Origin of the sequence: Pseudoduganella sp. RAF53_2 (assembly GCF_052113985.1) — a bacterium.
GTDB lineage: Bacteria > Pseudomonadota > Gammaproteobacteria > Burkholderiales > Burkholderiaceae_D > Rugamonas.
The window spans coordinates 1-2382 of record NZ_JBFRDW010000795.1 but is presented as its reverse complement, the minus strand read 5'-3'; the positions used below and the strand labels follow the sequence as shown (position 1 = coordinate 2382).

Genomic DNA, 2382 nt, shown 5'->3' with positions numbered 1-2382 from the left:
GGATGCCGGCGTTGCGTAGGGCGGCTCATTGAGCCGCCGGGTTTTTAACCGGTGTTGCGCAGACCTGCCGCGACACCGTTGATGGACAGATGAATGCCGCGGTGCACGCGCGGATCAGCCTTTTCCGGATCGCTGCTCAAGGCGCGTCGTCGCTTGATCAGCTCAACCTGCAAGTGGTTCAGCGGGTCCAGATACGGGAATCGATTGGTGATCGAACGCGCCAGCAGCGGGTTGCCCGCCAGGCGTTCTTTCGCTCCCGTGATCTCTTCCAGCCGCGCCAGCGTGCCTTGGTACTCCTCGCCGATGCGCTTGAAGATGCGTTCGCGCAGTTCGGCATCCTGCACCAGCTCCGCATAACGCGAGGCGATAGCCAGGTCGGTCTTGGCCAGCACCATGTCCATATTCGACAGCAGGGTAGCAAAGAACGGCCAGTCGCGATACATGGCCTGCAGCTGCGCCATGCGCTCCTCGCGCTTGCCTGCCGCGATCCAGGAGCCAATAGCGCTGCCGAAACCGTACCAGCCCGGCAGCAGCAGTCGGCACTGGCCCCAGCTGAAGCCCCATGGGATCGCCCGCAGGTCTTCGATGCGGCGCGTCGATTTACGGGAGGCCGGGCGCGAACCGAGGTTCAGCTCCGCGATWTCCGCAATCGGCGTGGCCTGGAAGAAGTAGTCCGTGAAACCCGGGGTTTCGTACACCAGGTTGCGGTAAGCCTTGTAAGCCAGTTCGGAAATCTCGGCCATCGCGGTTTCGAAGCCTTGCAGACGCTCGCCGTGGCAGGCGTCGGCCGGTGCCGGCATCAGGCTCGCTTCCAGTGTTGCGGACACCAGCAGCTCCAGGTTGCGGCGGCCGATTTCGGCATTGGAGAACTTGGACGCGATGATCTCGCCCTGTTCCGTCAGGCGGATCTGGCCATTCACGGTGCCTTTCGGCTGCGCCAGGATCGCCTCGTAGCTTGGGCCACCACCGCGGCCTACCGTGCCGCCGCGGCCGTGGAACAGGCGCAGCTTCACGCCTGCTTTCGCAAACACGTCGATCAGGCGGATCTCGGCCTTGTACAGCTCCCAGTTCGAGGTCATGAAGCCGCCGTCCTTGTTGGAGTCGGAGTAGCCCAGCATGACTTCCTGGATCTGGCCCTTGTCCGCGATCAGTTCCTTCACCAGCGGCAGCGCCATGAAGGTTTCCATGATGCCGGCTGCGCGTTGCAGATCGGGGATGGTCTCGAACAGCGGAATCACCATCAGGTCCGACTTGCGCGAACCGTCGGCCAGTTGGCGCATCAGGCCGGTTTCCTGCTGCAGCAACAGCACTTCCAGCAGGTCGGACACCGTCTCGGTGTGCGAGATGATGTAGTTGCGGATGGCGCGCTGGCCGTAGCGCTGGCGGATATCGTAAGCCGCGCGCATGATGGTCAGTTCGGACGTCGTCTCGTCGGAATACGCGATGTACGGCGAATACAGCAGGCGAGGTTGGGCCAGTTCGGCCAGCAGCAGCTTTTCCTTGGCTTCTTCGTCCAGTGCCGAATAGTCGGCTTGCACGCCGGCCTTGGCGAACAGCTCGGCCAGCACGCGCTCGTGGATGTCGGAAGACTGGCGCATGTCCAGCGAGGCGAGGTGGAAGCCGAAGATGTCGGCCGCGCGCTTCAGCGTGGTCAGACGTGGACGCGCCATCTCGCTGCCGTGGTTGGCGTTCAGCGAATCGATCAGCACCTGCAGGTCGGCCGCGAAATCGGCCGGGCACGGATAAGGCTCGGCGTGGCCCACTTCCTTGCGCAGGATGTTGGTCGCGCCCAGCGCACGGGCCGTGCTGGCCAGACGGGCGTAGATGCCGATCAGGGCGCGGCGGTATGGCTCGTCCGAGCGGTGGTCGGAAGTGTCGGGCGAGGCGTCGGCCAGCGCTTGCAGCTCGGGCGAGCAATCCACCATCAGTTTGGAGATCGACAGTTCGGCGCCCAGCGCGTGCGCTTCATCCAGGTAGAAGTCCAGAATGGTCGTGGCCTGCCGCTCCAGCGCGTGCTGCATGGTGCCGGCGTTGACGTTCGGATTGCCGTCGCGGTCACCGCCGATCCAGCTGCCCATCTGCACGTAAGACGCGGGGATCGACGCTTCCGGCTGCTCGTAGCGCTCGGCGATTTCGGCGCTGATGTCGTCGTACAGGCCTGGCAGCTCGCGCAGGAAGGTGATGCGGTAGTAGGACAGGGCGTTCTCGATCTCGTCCGCAACGGTCAGCTTGGAGTAGCGCAGCATGCGGGTCTGCCACAGGGCCGCGATACGCGCCTTCAGCATGTGCAGAGTGTTGGCTTTCTCTTTCGGCGTCTGCGGCAGGTCGCGGGAAGTCAGCAGGCGGGCGATGTCATGCTCCGCGTCCAGGATGGACTTGCGC

General features: G+C 64.1%; 1 protein-coding gene. It reads right to left on the bottom strand.

The features are described 5' to 3' along the window. Nucleotides 1-44: 44 nt before the first annotated feature. A partial coding sequence (ppc, locus tag AB4Z11_RS29580) for a phosphoenolpyruvate carboxylase (protein WP_442029433.1) occupies nucleotides 45-2382 on the bottom strand: 2338 nt, incomplete at its 5' end.